General features: G+C 69.6%; 11 protein-coding genes. 5 read left to right on the plus strand and 6 right to left on the minus strand.

Features of this window, described 5'->3' with window-relative positions; translation table 11 throughout:
* Positions 1-7: 7 nt before the first annotated feature.
* From AL072_RS22060 to AL072_RS22080, 5 genes are all read right to left on the minus strand, one after another.
* Entirely contained in the window at positions 8-1,462 is a 1,455-nt protein-coding gene (locus AL072_RS22060) for an aldehyde dehydrogenase family protein (protein WP_045584332.1), read from the minus strand.
* A 52-nt stretch (positions 1,463-1,514) separates the two neighbouring features.
* A complete protein-coding gene (locus AL072_RS22065; protein ID WP_045584333.1) occupies positions 1,515-2,498 on the minus strand; it encodes a ketopantoate reductase family protein in 984 nt (327 codons plus the stop codon).
* A gap of 19 nt (positions 2,499-2,517) precedes the next feature.
* Positions 2,518-4,308, minus strand: coding sequence for a TRAP transporter large permease (locus tag AL072_RS22070; RefSeq protein ID WP_045584668.1), 1,791 nt, complete (start codon positions 4,306-4,308; stop codon positions 2,518-2,520).
* Positions 4,309-4,477: 169 nt separating this feature from the next.
* On the minus strand, positions 4,478-5,140 hold the full coding sequence (locus AL072_RS22075) for a TRAP transporter small permease subunit (protein WP_245636920.1): 663 nt from the start codon (positions 5,138-5,140) through the stop codon (positions 4,478-4,480).
* A 111-nt stretch (positions 5,141-5,251) separates the two neighbouring features.
* Complete coding sequence (locus AL072_RS22080; protein ID WP_045584334.1) at positions 5,252-6,337, minus strand: TRAP transporter substrate-binding protein; 1,086 nt, start codon at positions 6,335-6,337, stop codon at positions 5,252-5,254.
* 519 nt (positions 6,338-6,856) lie between these two features.
* On the opposite strand from AL072_RS22080, the gene AL072_RS22085 reads away from it, so the two are divergent.
* The 5 genes from AL072_RS22085 (at position 6,857) to AL072_RS22105 (ending at position 14,543) form a co-directional block, all read left to right on the plus strand.
* Entirely contained in the window at positions 6,857-9,532 is a 2,676-nt protein-coding gene (locus AL072_RS22085; RefSeq protein ID WP_045584335.1) for a 2-oxoglutarate dehydrogenase E1 component, read from the plus strand.
* A gap of 58 nt (positions 9,533-9,590) precedes the next feature.
* The gene (locus tag AL072_RS22090) at positions 9,591-11,291 is read left to right on the plus strand and encodes an acyl-CoA dehydrogenase family protein (RefSeq protein ID WP_045584336.1); all 1,701 of its coding nucleotides are present in this window, start codon (positions 9,591-9,593) and stop codon (positions 11,289-11,291) included.
* Between the two features lie 114 nt (positions 11,292-11,405).
* Positions 11,406-12,365: a LysR family transcriptional regulator gene (locus tag AL072_RS22095; RefSeq protein ID WP_052710253.1), complete on the plus strand. Its 960-nt coding sequence runs from the start codon at positions 11,406-11,408 to the stop codon at positions 12,363-12,365.
* A gap of 137 nt (positions 12,366-12,502) precedes the next feature.
* Positions 12,503-13,255: a glucose 1-dehydrogenase gene (locus AL072_RS22100; RefSeq protein ID WP_045584337.1), complete on the plus strand. Its 753-nt coding sequence runs from the start codon at positions 12,503-12,505 to the stop codon at positions 13,253-13,255.
* Positions 13,256-13,337: 82 nt separating this feature from the next.
* Positions 13,338-14,543 (plus strand): CoA transferase, encoded by a 1,206-nt coding sequence (locus tag AL072_RS22105; RefSeq protein WP_045584338.1) that lies wholly within the window; start codon positions 13,338-13,340, stop codon positions 14,541-14,543.
* A gap of 18 nt (positions 14,544-14,561) precedes the next feature.
* Here the strand turns inward: AL072_RS22105 and AL072_RS22110 are convergent, their stop codons facing one another.
* Positions 14,562-15,548 (minus strand): ABC transporter permease, encoded by a 987-nt coding sequence (locus AL072_RS22110; RefSeq protein WP_045584339.1) that lies wholly within the window; start codon positions 15,546-15,548, stop codon positions 14,562-14,564.
* Between the last annotated feature and the right edge of the window lie 2 nt (positions 15,549-15,550).

The following is a 15,550-nucleotide window of genomic DNA, read 5'->3' on the forward strand; positions in this document are numbered from 1 at the left end:
GCCTGCGTCACAGCGCGCGGTAGGCCGTCTTGATGATGGTGTAGAACTCGATGGCCGAGCGTCCCTGCTCGCGCGGGCCATAGCTCGACATCTTCCGGCCGCCGAACGGGACATGATAGTCGACGCCTGCCGTCGGCAGGTTCAGCATGGTCATGCCGGCCTGGATGTTGGCCTGGAAATGGCGGGCATGCTTCATCGAGTTGGTGATGATGCCCGACGACAGGCCATAGTCGGTGTCGTTGGCGACGGCCAGCGCCTCCTCGTAATCCCTGACGCGGATGACGCTGGCGACCGGGCCGAACACCTCCTCCCGGTTGATGGTCATGGCGTTGCTGGTGTCGGTGAACAGGGCCGGGGCCAGGAACCAGCCGCGGGTCGGCCGCTCCAGCCGGGTGCCGCCCGACGCCAGCCGGGCGCCCTCGCCGAGCCCGGTGTCGATGTATTGCATGTTCTTGGTCAGCTGGAACTCGTCGATCACCGGGCCGATCTGCGTTTCCGGCAACAGGGCATGGCCGATGCGCAGCGCCGCCATCCGCTCCGCCATCGCGGCGACGAAGGCGTCGTGGATGCTGTCCTCGACGATGAAGCGGCCGGTGGCGGTGCAGCGTTGGCCGGCGTGGAAATAGGCGCTGTTGACGCCGATGTCGGCGGCGCGTTCCGGATCGGCATCGCCCAGCACCACCAGCGGATTCTGGCCGCCCAACTCCAGCTGGACGCGGATCATGCGCTCGGCGCAGCGCACGGCGATGCGCCGTCCGGTGTTGACCGACCCGGTGAAGGACACCGCGTCCACCGCGTCGACCACCGCCGCGCCGACCTCCGGACCAGCGCCGATCACCAGATTGAACAGGCCGGTCGGCATGCCGTGCGCCTCCAGCGCCGCCGCGATGATGCGGGTGACGGCGATGGAGATGCCGGGGGTCTTTTCCGACGGCTTCCAGATCACCGCGTTGCCGAAGGCCAGCGCCGGGGCGATCTTCCACATCGGCGTGGCGACCGGGAAGTTCCAGGGCGTCACCAGACCGATGACGCCGACCGGCTCGCGCGTCACGTCGACCTCGACCCCCGGGCGCACCGAGCCCAGCGTCTCGCCCGGTGCCCGCAGCGCTTCGGCCGAGAAGAAGCGCGCGAGATGGGCTGCGCGGGTGATCTCGCCCAGCGCGTCGGGGATGGTCTTGCCGCCTTCGGCGGCGGCGATCCGCGCCAGCTCGTCCTTGCCGTCGAACAGCGCGCGGGAGATGGCGTCGAGCACCAGGGAACGCTGTTCGACCGTGGCGGCGCGCCAGCGCGGTTGGGCGGTACGGGCGGCGGCCACCGCCTCCGCCACGTCGTCGGCGCCGGCCAGGGAGTAGGAGCCGGCCAGCTCGTCCAGGTCCGACGGATTGAAGATGTCGAGCCGGTCGCGGCCCGGCCGCCAGCTGCCTGCGATGAAATTGGTGAGCGGACGGGTATCGGGGGGCATGTCGGGTCTTCTCCGGAAATCGGTTCGTTCGGGGCGGCGATAGCGGCCGGGATCAGCCGGTGTGCGCCACCCGCTCCTTGAGGGCGGTCAGCGCCCACAGCGTCTCGATGGTCGGCACCGGCACGCTGCGGCGGCGGGCCAACTCCAGGACGGCGGTCACGATGGGATCGATCTCCATGCTGCGTCCCGCTTCGAAATCCTGCAGCATCGACGGCTTGTGGCCGGGGACGCCGCTGCCGCGCGCCAGCCGCTCGTCGATGTCGTCGGGCAGCTCAACGCCCCAGGCGCGGGCGACGGCGAGGCATTCGCGCATCAGCCGGCCCTGGACGGCGGCCATGCCGGGGGCCTGCTCCATGGCGCCCATGGTGGCGCCGGTCAGCACGCTGGTCGGGCCGACCGCCATGTTCAGCATCAGCTTGCTCCACAGCGGCACGCGGATGTCGGCGGGCAGCCGGGCGGTGGCGCCTGCCGCGGCGAAGCTGTCGGCCAGCGCCGCCAGCCGGTCGGCATGGTCGCCCGGCCGCGGCGCGCCGAAGGCCAGCACCGGCATGGCGGTGTGGGCGACGACGCCCGGTTCGACGATGCGGGCCGGCAGCACCTCGATCACGCAGGCGGCGATCCGCTCCGGGCCGATGGCCGACCACATGGCGCCGCCGGGATCGACCACCTCCAGCGGCTCCGCCGCGACGCCGTTCCCGGCGCCGTGCAGATACCACCAGGGAATGCCGTTCTGCGCCGCCACCACCAGCGTGTCCGGCCCGCACAGCGCCGGGAAGGCCGGGGCCAAGGCCGGCAGCCCGTGCCCCTTGACGGTGACGATCACCACGTCCTGCGGACCCAGATCGGCGGCGTCGTCGCTGGCCCGCGGCCGGCAGGTCAGCGTGTCCTTCGGCGTCCGGACGGTCAGGCCGCGCTCGCGGATCGCCGCCAGATGGGCGCCGCGCGCCAGCAGCGACAGGTCGTGCCGGCCGGTTGCGGCGAGATATCCGGCGAGCGCCCCGCCCACGGCGCCGGCCCCTACGACGGCGATGCGCATATCGCTTTCCCTTCCTGTCTCACTTGAATTCCAGCGGCGGCAGCATGTCGTCCAGATTGTCGCCCAGGCCCTGGAACTGCTCCTCGATCTGCTTGTCGTCGAGTTTCACGGCAGTCGACTTGTAATGCATGACCATCTGCGGGAAGGCGATCACCAGCGCCACCATCACCAGCTGGATGACGACGAAGGGCACCGCTCCCCAATAGATCTGGCTGGTCAGGACGGGCGCCGTCTCCTTCTTCGTCACGCGGTCGATGTAGGGCAGCTTCGGCGCCACCGAGCGCAGGAAGAACAGCGAGAAGCCGAAGGGCGGGTGCATGAAGCTGGTCTGCATGTTCACCGCCAGGATGATGCCGAACCACACCAGATCGATGCCGAGCCGGTCCGCCGCCGGGGCCAGCAGCGGGATGACGATGAAGGCCAGCTCGAAGAAGTCGAGGAAGAAGGCGAGCAGGAACACCATGACGCTGACCGCGATCAGGAAACCCATTTGCCCGCCCGGCAGCGAGACCATCAGCTCCTCGACCCAGACATGGCCGTTGACGCCGTAGAAGGTCAGCGAGAACACCCGCGCGCCGATCAGGATGAACAGCACGAAGGCCGCCAGCTTCGCCGTCGAATAGGTGGCCTGACGCATCATGTCGAGGGTCAGCCGCTTCTTCGTCGCCGCCAGCGCCAGCGCGCCGACGGCACCCATGGCACCGCCCTCCGTCGGGGTGGCGAGGCCGATGAAGATGGTGCCGAGCACCAGGAAGATCAGCGCCAGCGGCGGCACCATGACGAAGGTCGCCTGCTCGGCCATGCGGGAGATCAGGCGCCGGCCGCTCGCCCGTTCCACCAGCGCGACGGCCAGGGCGTAGAGCGCACCCGCCGCAACGGAATCGCCCAGCAACGCCCAGCTGGTCCAGCCGTTCAGCGTCAGCCACGCCGCCCCCGCGGTCAGCGCCGCCGTCACCGCGGCCTGAAGGACCAGACGCTGCGCGCCGAAGGTCCGGTTGAAGGTGGCGGCCAGGAAGGCCACCAGCACTGCGACCGACAGCAGCAGCACGACATAGTCGGCACCGGACTTCACCCCGGTTCGGCCCATCACCCAATAGGCGACGGCGCCCGAGAACAGGGCGAGCAGGCCGAGCTGCCAGACGCCGCGCGTCCCGTTCGGCTCGCGATAGGCGATGGCCTCCGGCGGCAGGCCGGGAGCGGCCTTGGGGAAGACCATCGAGACGACGAAGACGTAGAGCGCATACAGGCTCGACAGCAGCAGGCCCGGCACGAAGGCGGCCTCGTACATGTCGCCGACGGAGCGGCCGAGCTGGTCGGCCATGACGATCAGGACCAGCGACGGCGGGATGATCTGGGCCAGCGTGCCCGAGGCGGCGATGATGCCCGACGCCAGCCGGCGGTCGTAGCCGTAGCGCAGCATGATCGGCAGCGAGATCAGCCCCATCGAGATGACCGAGGCGGCGACCACGCCGGTCGTCGCCGCCAGCAGCGCGCCGACGAAGATGACGGCGTAGGCGAGGCCGCCGCGGATCGATCCGAACAGCTGGCCGATGGTGTCGAGCAGATCCTCCGCCATGCCGGAGCGTTCCAGCACCAGCCCCATGAAGGTGAAGAAGGGCACCGCCAGCAGCACGTCGTTGTTCATCGTGCCGTAGACCCGCTCCGGCAGCGCCTGGAACAGGTCGGGGCGGAACAGGCCGAGTTCGATGCCGATCAGCCCGAACAGCAGGCCGTTGGCGGCCAGCGCGAAGGCGACCGGATAGCCCAGCAGCAGCATGACCACCAGCACGGCGAACATGATCGGCGCCATGTTGTGGCCGAACCAGCCGCGCCAGCCGTCCTGTTCGGCGAGCGCGCCGGCACCCGGCACCGGCAGCACATAGAGCGCCACGGCGACCGCTGCCAGCAGCAGCAGGGAGATGACGGACAGCCGGACGGCGCGCGGCGAAAGGGAGGGGGATGTCATGCTCATCGCGCGCCTACCGGCTGGGAATGGTGTCGGGATGGGTGGACCGCTCGCGCTCGGCGGCGAGCAGCCTTTCGGCCTCCGCCTCGGCAGCCGCCTGATGGCCTCCGGCCCGCTGGGCCGATTCCTCCAGATGGCCGGTCATGACCGCGGCCCGCTTGGCCAGTTCGGACAGGCCCTGGATGAACAGGATGGTGAAACCCAGCGGAATCAGCAGCTTCGCCGGCCATTGCGGCAGGCCTCCCGCATTCATCGACTGTTCCTCGATCGCGAAGGAGGCGAGGGCGAACGGCCAGGAGGTGATCATCATCACCAGGCTGAAGGGCAGCAGGAAGGCCAGATGGCCGAACAGGTCCACGCCGTCGCGCGCGCGCTTGGTCAGCATCGCGTTGACGATGTCGATGCGGATGTGCTCGTCCTCCTTCAGCGTCCAGGGCGAGCAGAGCAGGAACACGGCGGCGAACAGCACCCATTGCAGTTCCAGCCACGAGTTCGAGCTGACGTCGAACAGCTTGCGGATGACGGCGTTGGCGGCCGACACCAGGATCGCCAGCAGGATCAGCCAGGATATCGCCTTGCCCAGCCGCGCGGTGACCGCGTCGACCAGCCGGCAAGCCCCGATCAGGGCCGTCATCAGGGGGGCCGTCATCTGGGGGGAGGGGGTGGGGCTCGTCATGGGGGCAGCTTCTCCCGGAATGGCCGGTCGCGAACGCCGCGACGACGCCATGGCCGGGGCCGGCTGTGCCGAACCCGGTCATGGCTGGGAAATCGCAGGATTGGCGGCGGGTCAGCGCCGGGTCAGGCGCAGGACCGCGCTGTCATAGGCGTATTCCGATGCCTGCACCCACAGGTTCGAATCGTTCTGGAAGCGGCGGTAGCTCTCGTAGAACTTCTTGAAGGCCGGATTCTTCTCCGACAGCTCGTCATAGAGCTCCATCGCCGCCTTGTGGCTGGCCTGCAGCACGTCCTGCGGGAAGGCGCGCAGTTTGGCGCCGTTGGCGACCACACGCTTCAGGGCTGCCGGGTTCAGCACGTCGTAGCGCGCCACGCTGTCGATGTTGGCCAGTGCCGCGGATGCGGTCAGGGCCGCCTGGTAATGCTTGGGCAGGCTGTTCCAGCGGTTGGTGTTGATGAAGAAATGCTGGAGCGAGGTGCCGTCCCACCAGCCCGGATAATAATAGTTCGGCGCGATCTTGTAGAGGCCGAGTTTCTCGTCGTCATAGGGGCCGTTGAACTCGGCGGCATCGATGGTGCCGCGTTCCAGCGCCGGGTAGATGTCACCGCCGCCGACCTGCTGCGCCACCACGCCGAGCTTGGCCAGGATCTGGCCGCCCAGGCCGGAGATGCGGAACTTCAGCCCCTTGAGGTCGTCGACGCTCTTGATCTCGTTGCGGAACCAGCCGCCCATCTGGGAGCCGGTGTTGCCGCCGGCGAGCGCCTTCAGATTGTAGCCGGCATAGAACTCCTCCAGGAGCTTGCCGCCTTCGCCGTGATAGAACCAGGCGTTCTGCTGGCGGGTGTTCAGGCCGAAGGGCAGGCAGCAGCCGAAGGCGAAGGTCGGATCCTTGCCCACATAATAATAGGACGCGGTGTGGCACATCTCCACCGTGTCGTTGCTGGCAGCGTCCAGCGCCTGAAGCGCCGGGACCACCTCGCCAGCGGCGAAGACCTGGATCTGGAACTTGCCGTCGGTGGCCTCGGCGAGATTCTTCGCCATCACCTCGGCGCTGCCGTAGAGCACGTCGATGTTTTTCGGGAAGCTGGACACGCAACGCCAGCGGATCGTCGGCTCCGACTGCGCGATGGCCGGTGCGGCGAGCGTGGAGGCACCGGCGGCGACGGCGGCACCCTTGAAGAATTGACGACGCTTCATGCTGTTGTTCCTCCCGAAATTCTTGTTGTGTGACGGCATGATGCCGGCCTGGCGCGTTCTGTCTCTGTTGTCGGAAAGAGATCGCTCTTCCCGGTGACGCTGGGAAACCACCCGGTTTTCCGATCTCCGACGATGCCCGCGCTTTCTCCTTTGCGCATATTCCGCGGAGTGGATGGCGTGTGTTCCAGGGATCGGCAAGGATTGTCCGGGAACGGCCGGGGACGAAGTGTGACCCTGACAGTGGAGCAACCCACCGCACAGAGGAATGTGTTTCGTGGGCATACCAGCCATAAGCTGGGCAAGCCGTCAGTCATACGGATTATCAGGCCAAACCCGGCGGCAGGCTTCGGAACCGGGGCCGGAACGGACGGTTTGCTATGCCCGCAATGAATATCTGGTACAGGCACGCCATGCGCTCCGCACGGCGCGGCCGGCCGATAGTCTGTGGAGGATTTTTCCCAACCGCCCCTCCAACCGCCATCAACCGACGGATGTCCAATCGCATGAACGGTGTGCGCCATGTCTAGGCTGTCCTCCCCGCTCAACGCCGCCGGGGCCGCCTATCTCGAAGCGTTGCAGGAACGCTTCCGCGACGATCCCGCCTCGGTGGATGTGAGCTGGCGCGCCGTCTTCCAGATCCTGGACGAGCTGGGCGCCGTCGCTCCAGGGGCTCCGGCACCCGGTCCTGCGGTGGCCGACCCGTCGCCACTGCTGCTGCGCGAGGAGATCCGCCAGCGTGGGCATGCTGTCGCCGGCCTCGATCCGCTGGGCCGCAACGCCCCCCCTGCGGCACCGGTGTCCGAGGATGCCGAGACCGCAAGGCTGCGCCGGCTCTACCAGGGGACGCTGACGCTGGAGACCGCCCATATCGACGATCCGGCGCTGCGCTCCTGGCTGCAGGAGGCCTATGAGGGTGCGGACGCCGTTCCTCCGGCCGAGGCCCGTCGCCGGGCGCTGGCGCTGCTGAGCGCGGCGGAGGAGTTCGAAAGGCTGCTGGGCACCCGCTATCCGACGAAGAAGCGGTTCGGGGCGGAAGGGATCGAGACGCTGATCCCCCTGCTGGACCGCATCCTCGCGGCGGCTGCGGCGGCGGGCGTCACCGAGGTTCAGGTCGGCACCATGCACCGCGGCCGGCTCAGCCTGATGGCCAATGTGCTGGGCAAGCCGCTGGTCGAGCTGTTCGCCGGCATCAAGGGCATGCATCCGTTCCTGGCCGACCCGCCGGTTCCCGCCGACGTGCCCTATCACATGGGGGTGGACAGCAGCCTGTCCTTCGGCGACCGGACGCTGGCGCTGACCCTGTCGCCCAACCCGTCGCATCTGGAGGCGGTCAACCCGGTCATCATGGGCCGGGCGCGGGCACGCCAGGATCTGGCCCGCGATCAGGGCGGCGATGCAGGCCAAGTGCTGTGCGTGCTGCTGCACACCGACGCCAGCGTGATCGGCCAAGGCAGCGTGACCGAGGCGCTGCAACTGTCCGGCGTCGCCGGCTTCACCGTCGCCGGCACCATCCACATCGTCGTCAACAACCAGATCGGCTTCACCACCGAGCGTGACGAGGCGCGGACCTCGCTCCATTGCACCGGCCTGTGGAAGGCGGTGGACAGCCCCATCCTGCACGTCAATGCCGACGATCCGGACGCGGCGCTGCGGGCTGCCGACCTCGCCGTGTCCTTCCGTCAGGCGCATGGGCGAGATGCGGTGATCGACCTCGTCGGCTACCGCCGCAACGGGCACAACGAAATCGATGAGCCACGCTTCACCCAGCCGCTGGACTACAAGGCGATCGAGGGGCACCCGCCGGTCGGTGCCCTCTATGCCGGGCGGCTGGCCGCCGACGGTGTGGTCGGGGCCGATGCCGCCGAGATTCTGGCCGCCGACCACAAGGCCCGCTTCCAGCAGGCGCTGGCCGCGGCATCCGACCACCGGCCGAACCATGACGGCTTCCCCGGCGGCCGCTGGACGCCCTTCGCCTCCGGCGGCACGGCTCCTGCCGAGCCGGACACCGGCATCGCGGCCGACCGGTTGCAGGGATTGCTGGCGGCGCTGGCCGCCATCCCGGACGGGTTTGCGGCCGACCGCAAGGTCGAGCGAGTCATCCGCCGCCGTGCCGAAGAGCCGCTGGACTGGGCGACCGGTGAGGCGCTGGCCTTCGCCACCCTGCTGGCCGACGGGGTGCCGGTGCGGCTGACCGGCCAGGACGTGGTGCGCGGCGCCTTCTCCCACCGGCATTTCGCCCTGACCGATGCCGTCACCGGACGCCGCCATGTCAGCCTGAACCATCTTGGGGTGGAACAGGCCCGCTTCGAGGTGATCAACAGTCCGCTGTCCGAATATGCCGTGCTCGGCTTCGAATATGGCTATAGCCTGGAGCGGCCCGACGCGCTGGTGATCTGGGAGGCGCAGTTCGGCGACTTCGCCAACGGCGCCCAGATCATGATCGACCAGTTCATCGTCAGCGCCGAAGACAAATGGCGCCAGCCCTCCGGCCTCGTCATCCTGCTGCCGCACGGGCTGGAGGGGCAGGGGCCGGAGCATTCCTCCGCCCGGCCGGAACGCTTCCTCCAGATGGCGGCGCGCGACAACATCCGGGTGGCGCACCCGTCCACCCCGGCGAACTACTTCCACCTGCTGCGCCGGCAGATGCTGCGCCGCGACCGCAAGCCGCTGGTGGTGCTGAGCCCGAAGACGCTGCTGCGCCTGCCCGCCGCGGTGTCGGCGCTGGCCGACCTTGCGCCCGGCACCGGGTTCCGGCCGGTCGTCGCCACCGCCGGGGAGCGGGCGGAGCGCATCCTGCTGTGCAGCGGCAAGCTGGCCTACGAGTTGGAGCGCGAGCGTGCCGCCCTGGGGGCCGAGGAGGCGGCGGTGGTGCGGCTGGAGATGCTGTATCCGCTGCCGGAGGCCGAGCTGTCGGCGCTGTTCCGCCGCTGGCCGGGTGCCTCCTGCGTCTGGGTGCAGGAGGAGCCGCGCAATCTGGGCGCCTGGAGCTATCTCGACCGCCGGCTGGAGGCGGTGCGGGCATCGGCCGGCTGTGCCGAGCCGCGCGTCGCCTGCGTGGCCCGCGCCGAGGCGGCCTCGCCGGCCGGCAGCTTCCACGGCGACCATGACGCCGACCAGCGCCGGCTGGTGGAGCAGGCCTTCGCCGGGCTCGCCGTTTCCCTGCCGTCCCGCGAAAAGGCTGCTGCGGCGGAGTGACGACCCGGCCGTCCCCCGCGGCGGCCGGACTGGACAACAAGAACCGAGGAAACGCGCCATGTCTTCCACCTCCACGGCTTCCACCACCACCGGCTTGCCGCTTCTGCTTCCCGACCTGCTGCCGGCCACGGCGGCGGCGCTCGACGCGGTGGCGCGGCTGGCCCAGGCCGCCGAACGTGGCGTCGCGGCGCTGGTGGCGCCGGACGGCCGCGTGGATGCCGCAGCGCTCGACCGCCATCAGGTGGCGGCGCATGGCTTCGCCTGGGTCGCCACCTATGCCGAGGCGCTGCGCCAGATGCGCGGCTGGGCGGAGCGGCTGGACCGCGCCGGCCGGCTGGGCGAGCTGGAATCCTGCATGCTCCAGGCGGCGTTCGGCGAGTATCTGGCCCAGCTCGACGGCGGTCTGGCGATGAGCCAGGGCGAGATCGTCCGCCCCGCCGATTTCGGGCTGGACGAGGAGGAGCGGGCCGCCTTCCGTATCGATCCGGTCCGCCGGCTGATCGCCGCCGGCAACGCATCCGGCCTGCGGCTGCGCATCGCCGAACTGCTGGCCGACGCGCTGCATGGCGGCGGCTTCGGCGCCGCGGCGCTGGAGGACGAGGCGCTGGACATGGTGCGCGACCAGTTCCGCCGCTTCGTCGCCGACGCGGTGGAGCCGCATGCCCATGACTGGCACCTGAAGGACGAGCTGATCCCGCTCGCCGTCGTCGAGCAGATGGCGGAGATGGGCGTGTTCGGCCTGACCGTGCCGGAGGAGGATGGCGGGCTCGGCATGGGCAAGCTCGCCATGTGCGTGGTGACGGAGGAGCTGTCGCGCGGCTACATCGGCGTCGGCTCGCTTGGCACCCGCGCGGAGATCGCCGCCGAACTGATCCGCATGGGCGGCACCGCCGAGCAGCGGGCGCGCTGGCTGCCGCGCATCGCCTCGGGCGAGATCCTGCCGACCGCCGTCTTCACCGAGCCCAACACCGGTTCCGACCTGGGCAGCCTGCGCACCCGCGCGGTGCTGGAGGGTGATACCTATCGCGTCACCGGGGCGAAGACCTGGATCACCCATGGCAGCCGGTCGGACCTGATGACGCTGCTGGTACGCACCGATCCGGACGCCCCCGGCTATCGCGGCCTGTCGATGCTGCTGGCCGAGAAGCCGCGCGGCACCGAGGCGGACCCGTTCCCGGCCGAGGGGATGAGCGGCGGAGAGATCCCGGTGCTGGGCTATCGCGGCATGAAGGAATACGAGATCGGCTTCGACGGCTTCGCCGTTCCGCGCGGGAACCTGCTGGGCGGCGTCGAGGGCCAGGGCTTCAAGCAGCTGATGGCGACCTTCGAGTCCGCCCGGGTGCAGACCGCCGCCCGCGCCGTCGGCGTGGCGCAGAACGCGATGGAGCTAGGCCTGCGCTATGCCCAGGAGCGCGTCCAGTTCGGCCGTCCGCTGACCGCCTTCCCGCGGGTCGCCGGCAAGCTGGCCTGGATGGCGGTGGAGACGATGATCGCCCGCCAGCTGACCTATTTCGCCGCGCGCGAGAAGGACGGCGACCGCCGTTGCGACATCGAGGCGGGCATGGCGAAGCTGCTGGCGGCGCGGGTGGCCTGGTCGAACGCCGACAACGCGGTGCAAATTCACGGCGGAAACGGCTATGCCGTCGAATATCCGATCAGCCGCGTGCTGTGCGATGCCCGCATCCTGAATATTTTCGAGGGCGCCGCGGAAATCCAGGCCCAGGTCGTCGCCCGCGGTCTGCTGTCGCGCCGCAACTGAGGACTGCAACTGAGGACTGCCGGCCGGGTGCAACTGACCTGCCGCGACCACGCTTGTGCCATACCGGCGTATTCGCTATTCGACGGGGAGACCGAAAGACGAGACCCGCCCGCCATGGAACTTCTGGAACTGCGCTATTTCGTTCAGGTGGCCGACCTTGGCAGCTTTTCCAAGGCGTCGGTCAAGCTGGGCATCACCCAGCCGGCGCTGAGCCGGCAGGTCCAGAAGCTGGAGCACGAGCTGCGCACCAGCCTGTTCTACCGCCATGGCCGCGGCGTCTCGCTGACCCAGCAAGGACGCAAGCTGTATGACGTGGTGCGCCATCTGCTGGGGGCGCTGGCCGAGATCAAGGAGGAGATCCAGGATCAGTCGGAACGCCTGACCGGCTCGGTCACGCTGGGGCTTCCGCCGTCGATCTGCGCCACGCTGGGCGCCCCGCTGGCCCGCCGCTTCCACGAGAATTATCCCGACGCCACCTTGCGCATCCACGAGGTGTTCAGCGGCACGCTGCTGGAATGGGTGGAGGGCGGCAGGCTCGATCTCGCCGTTCTCTACGATGCCCGGCGCGGGCGCAGCATGCTGTCGTCGCCGCTGCTGGTCGAAAACCTGCTGCTGGTCCAGTCCGCCAAGGAGGCCGGGGCCGTCGACGACGGGCCGGTCGGGGTGGAGATGCTGGGCGACCTGCATTTCGTGCTGCCCGGACTGGAGAATGGCCTGCGCCGGGTGGTGGATGCGGCGGTGCGGCGGGCCGACATCGATCTGCAGGTCGATATGGAGATCGATTCCGTCACCGCGATCAAGCAGCTGGTGGAGGAGGGGATGGGATCGACGATCCTCCCCTTCGGCGCCGTCCACCGCGAGGTGCGCCAGGGCCGGCTGGTTGCGCGCGAGATCGCATCGAAGGACATGCACGCCATGCTGGTCACCGCGACCCCGCTGCATCAGCCGGTGTCGAAGGCCACGCGCGCCCTGCTGCGGCTGATCCATGCGGAGGTCGTCAAATGCGTCGCCAACGGCGTGCTGAAGGGCAAGGTCGTCGCCCCCGGCAGCGCGGGGGAGACCGGCGCGCCCTGATCCGGCCGGCATCCGATATGCCGGGCCCTGATATGCTTTTGGGGCTGATAGCAGTTATGACGGATGGTCCATAGCACCGCCGGTCCGGCGCGGATAGCCTCCCCCCGATCACATAATCCCTTGGGGAGGAACCGAGAATGACGAAGCGCCTGGACGGCAAGGTCGCCCTGGTCACCGGAGCGGCGCAGGGCCTGGGCCTTGCGATGGCCGAGACCTTCGTGCGCGAGGGCGCCCGCGTGGCGGTCGTGGACATCAACGGCGACGCCGCCCGTGCGGTGGCGGAGCGTCTGGGCGGGAACGCCGTCGGCATCGCCGCCAACGTGACGAAGACCGCCGACGTGGAGATGACCATCGCCACGACGGTCGAGACGTTCGGGCGGCTCGACATCCTGGTCAACAACGCCGGCTCCACCCACGCCAACGGCCCGTTCGAAGCGGTGACCGAGGAGGAGTTCGACCGTGTCTTCGCCCTGAACGTCAAGTCGATCTATCTCTATTCCAAGGCGGTGGTGGCGACGATGCGGGCGCAGAAGTCCGGCGTGATCCTGAATCTCGGCTCCACCGCCGGGCTGCGGCCGCGTCCGGGGCTGGTCTGGTACAACGCCACCAAGGGGGCGGTTCACAACATCACCCAGTCGCTGGCGCTGGAGCTGGCGCCCGACAACATCCGCGTCTGCGCGCTGGCCCCCGTCGCCACCGAGACGCCGCTGCTCGCCACCTTCATGGGCGGCGACACCCCGGAGAAGCGGGCGCGCATGCTGGGCATCGTCCCGCTCGGCCGGCTGGGCCAACCGTCGGACGTCGCCAACGCCGCGCTGTATCTGGCGTCCGACGAGGCGGCTTTCATCACCGGCGTGGTGCTGGAGGTCGACGGCGGGCGGTGCGTGTGAGGCCTCTTTGCCTGTGAGGCCGGGGCGCCGCGGCGCCCCCTCCTGATCCATCCTTTGTTCACACCGACCGGAATCCCCTCACATGTCCTCGCTGCTATCCGACCTGCGCGTCGTCGAGGTCTCGGCCTTCGTCGCCGCTCCGCTGGGCGGCATGACGCTGGCCCAACTGGGCGCGGAGGTGATCCGCATCGACCCGATCGGCGGCAACATCGATTACCGGCGCTGGCCGCTGGCGCCCAACGGCACCAGCCTCTATTGGACGGCGCTGAACAAGGCGAAGCGGTCGGTCGCCCTGGCGCTCGACCAGCCGGAGGGGCGGGAGATCGCCCAGGCGATCATCACCGCGTCGGGTGAGGATGCCGGCTTCCTGCTGACCAACCTGCCGGCCAGCGGCTGGATGGGGTACGAGGCGTTGTCCGCCAAGCGCGACGACCTGATCATGCTGCGGCTGACCGGGAACCCGGACGGATCGGCGGCGGTGGATTACACCGTCAATTGTGCCAGCGGTTTCCCGATGGCGACCGGGCACGGAGGGGAGCCGGTCAACCATGTGCTGCCGGCCTGGGACGTCGCCGCCGGCCTGTACCTCGCCACCGGGCTGTTGGCGGCCGAACGCCACCGCCGCCGCACCGGCCGGGGGCAGGAGGTGACGGTGGCGCTGGCCGACGTGATGCTGGCGACCGTCGGCAATCTCGGCTACCTCGCCGACGTGCGGGTGAACGGTGCCGTGCGTCCGCCGATGGGCAACGATCTGTATGGCGCCTATGGCCGCGACTTCGCCACCGCCGACGGACGGCGGGCGATGGTCGTCGCCATCTCCAACCGCCAGTGGAAGGCGCTGGGCAAGGCGACTGGGCTGGCCGACCGGCTGGCGATGATCGGCCCGTTGATGGGTGTCGACATGGATGACGAGGGCGGGCGTTTCCACGCGCGCGATGCCATCTCCGCCGTGCTCGCCCCCTGGTTCGCCGCACGCAGTCTGGCGGAGGTGGAGGGCGCCTTCGCCGGGGCGGGCGTGCTGTGGGGGCCGTATCGCGACTTCGGCCAGCTCGTGGCGGAGGATGCGCGCTGCTCCACCGCCAACCCGCTGTTCCGCGAGATCGACCAGCCCGGGGTCGGGCCGCTGCTGGTTCCCGGATCGCCGCTCGGTTTTCCCGGGCTGGGCGAGCGCGCCGACCATCGGCCGGCGCCCCGGCTGGGACAGGACACCGACGCGGTGCTGGCCGGCCTGCTCGGCCTGCCGTCGGCCGAGATCGGCCGCCTGCACGATGCCGGGATCGTCGCCTAGCGACGGTGCGCGGGACCGTCAGCGCTCCTTGACGTAGGGGATGCCGCTGGCCCTGGGGGCGACGGCCTTGCCGACGAAACCGGCCAGCAGCAGGACGGTCAGCACATAGGGCAGCATCTGGATGAACTGCACCGGGATGACTCCGATCACCGGCAGCGCCACGCCCTGGAGGCGGACCTGCACCGCGTCGGTGAAGGCGAACAGCAGGCAGGCGAACAGGGTGGGGCCGGGCCGCCATTTGCCGAAGATCAGCGCCGCGAGCGCCAGGTATCCCTTGCCGGCGGTCATGTCGCGGACGAAGCCGGCGCCGTGTCCGGTGGACAGATAGGCGCCGGCCATGCCGGTCAGCGCGCCGGTCACCAGCAGCGCCTGATAGCGCAGCTTTGCCACCGACAGGCCGGCGGTGTCGACCGCCGCCGGATTCTCGCCGACCGCCCGCAGCCGCAGCCCGAAGCGGGAGCGGTAGAGCACCCATTGCGTCGTCACGACCAGCGCCAGCGTCACCCAGATCAGGATGTTATTGCCGTCGATCAGCTCCCGCCAGACCATTTGCAGGGCGGGCCCCAGCACCGGCACGCCGGCCAGCGCGTCCATTCCCGGCAAATCCACTGCCGGGAGGCGGGCGGCGGACGGCAGGAGCGGGGTCTGTCCGCCCTGCTGGAACCAGGCATAGGCCAGCGTCGGAGCCAGCCCGGCGACCAGGATGTTGATCGCCATGCCCGACACCACCTGATTGCCGTTGTGGGTGACGCAGGCGAAGCCGTGGACCAGTGCCAGCGCCACCCCGGCGGCGATGCCGGCCAGCAGCCCGAGCCACGGGTTGACGGTGGCCGAGGCGACGGCGGCGGCGAAGAAGGCGCCGGCCAGCATCTTGCCCTCCAGCCCGATGTCGACCACGCCGGCCCGCTCGCAATACAGGCCGGCGAAGGCCGCCAGGACCAGCGGCGTCGCCACGCGGATCGTGGCGCCGAGCAGCTGCAACGCCAGTAGAAGCGCGTCCTCCATCG

The organism is Azospirillum thiophilum (assembly GCF_001305595.1).
Classification (GTDB): Bacteria; Pseudomonadota; Alphaproteobacteria; order Azospirillales; family Azospirillaceae; genus Azospirillum; species Azospirillum thiophilum.